The sequence below is a fragment of the Xenophilus sp. genome, assembly GCF_044462705.1.
Lineage (GTDB): Bacteria > Pseudomonadota > Gammaproteobacteria > Burkholderiales > Burkholderiaceae_C > Xenophilus > Xenophilus azovorans.
This window is the reverse complement of record NZ_JBIQNC010000376.1, coordinates 1-1725: the sequence shown is the minus strand read 5'-3', so window position 1 is coordinate 1725 and position 1725 is coordinate 1. Positions and strand designations below refer to the sequence as shown.

2 protein-coding genes are annotated in these 1725 nt (G+C 68.8%); both read left to right on the top strand.

Translation table 11 applies throughout. The annotated features are described in order from the left end of the window. The first annotated feature begins 104 nt into the window (after positions 1–104). Positions 105–725, top strand: coding sequence for a phosphoadenosine phosphosulfate reductase family protein (locus ACIY1X_RS26290; RefSeq protein ID WP_038215983.1), 621 nt, complete (start codon positions 105–107; stop codon positions 723–725). Positions 726–772: 47 nt separating this feature from the next. Next, positions 773–1725: sulfate adenylyltransferase subunit CysD (cysD, locus tag ACIY1X_RS26285; RefSeq protein WP_399686570.1), on the top strand; the 953-nt coding region annotated here is incomplete at its 3' end.

The window sequence follows — 1725 nt, the reverse complement described above, 5'->3', positions numbered from 1 at the left end:
CGCCAACCCGCATGAACACTGGCGCATTTGCTTATCCGAATAAAGCGCGAACCAAAAAATCGTTGGAATTCATAAGGGCCGCTTCTACAGTCCCGTCCTTCGCCATGAACATCGATCTCGCACACGTCAACGCCGAACTCGGCCGCAATGCACAAGGCCTCGTGGACTGGGCCTTCGGCCTGGGCCGCACCGCCATCGTCACCACCAACTTCCGGCCCTTCGAGGCCGTGATCCTGCACATGGTCACGCGCGCCCGGCCTGACGTGCCGGTGGTCTGGATGGACAACGGCTACAACACCGAGGCCACCTACCGCTTCGCCGACGAAGTGACGAAGCTGCTCAAGCTCAACCTGCACATCTACCTGCCGCGCCGCTCGCGCGCGCACCGCGAGGCGGTGGACGGGCCGACGCCCGCGCTCGACGATCCGCGCCACGCCGCCTTCACCGAGGAAGTCAAGCTCGAGCCCTTCGCGCGCGCCCTGCGCGAGACGGCGCCGCAGGTCTGGTTCACCGCGCTGCGCGCCACCGACACCGCCGTGCGCGCGCAGATGGACCCGGTGAGCATCAATCCCGACGGCCTGGTCAAGGTCGCGCCGCTGCTGCACTGGACCTCCAAGGACCTGTACGCCTATTGCCAGGAACACGGCCTGCCCAACAACTTCGACTACGTGGACCCCACCAAGGGCGAGGACAACCGCGAATGCGGCCTGCACCTGGCGCACTGACCGCCGCCCGCCCCTTCGATCGCTTCCCAGCCCCCGCGCCCGACCCCATGAACGCCCGCACCGAACCCGATCTGCTGCTGCCCGAAAGCCGCCTCGCGGCGGCCGCCCTGCGCCTGTCCGACGCCCACCTCGACGCCCTGGAGGAAGAGACCATCTTCATCCTGCGCGAGGTGGCGGCCGCCTTCGAGCGCCCTGCGCTGCTGTTCTCCGGCGGCAAGGACTCGCTGGTGATGCTCAAGTGCGCGGAGAAGGCCTTCGGCGCCGGCCGGCTGCCCTACCCGCTGCTGATGATCGACACCGGGCACAACTTCCCGGAGGTGACCGACTTCCGCGACCGGCGCGCGCAGGAACTGGGCGCCCACCTGATCGTGCGCAGCGTCGAGGACTCCATGCGGCGCGGCACCGTGCGCCTGGCACACCCCGGCGAGTCGCGCAATGCGCACCAGTCGGTCACGCTGCTGGAAGCGATCGAGGAGTTCCGCTTCGACGCGCTGATCGGCGGCGCCCGCCGCGACGAGGAAAAGGCCCGCGCCAAGGAGCGCATCTTTTCCCACCGCGACGCCTTCGGCCAATGGCAGCCCAAGGACCAGCGCCCCGAGCTGTGGACGCTGTTCAACACGCGCCTGGCGCCGGGCGAGCACTTCCGCGTGTTCCCGATCAGCAACTGGACCGAGCTGGACGTGTGGCAGTACATCGAGCGCGAGCACATCGCCCTGCCCTCGATCTACTACACCCACAAGCGCGAGGTGGTCGAGCGCCGCGGCCTGCTGGTGCCGGTGACCGGGTTGACGCCGCCCAGGGACGGCGAGACCGTGCAGGTGCGCGACGTGCGCTTCCGCACCGTCGGCGACATCACCTGCACCTGCCCGGTGGCCAGCCTCGCCGCGGACGCGGCCGACGTGGTGGCCGAGACGCTGGCTGTCGAGGTCAGCGAGCGCGGCGCCACCCGCATGGACGACAAGACCTCCGACGCTTCGATGGAGAAGCGCAAGAAGGACGG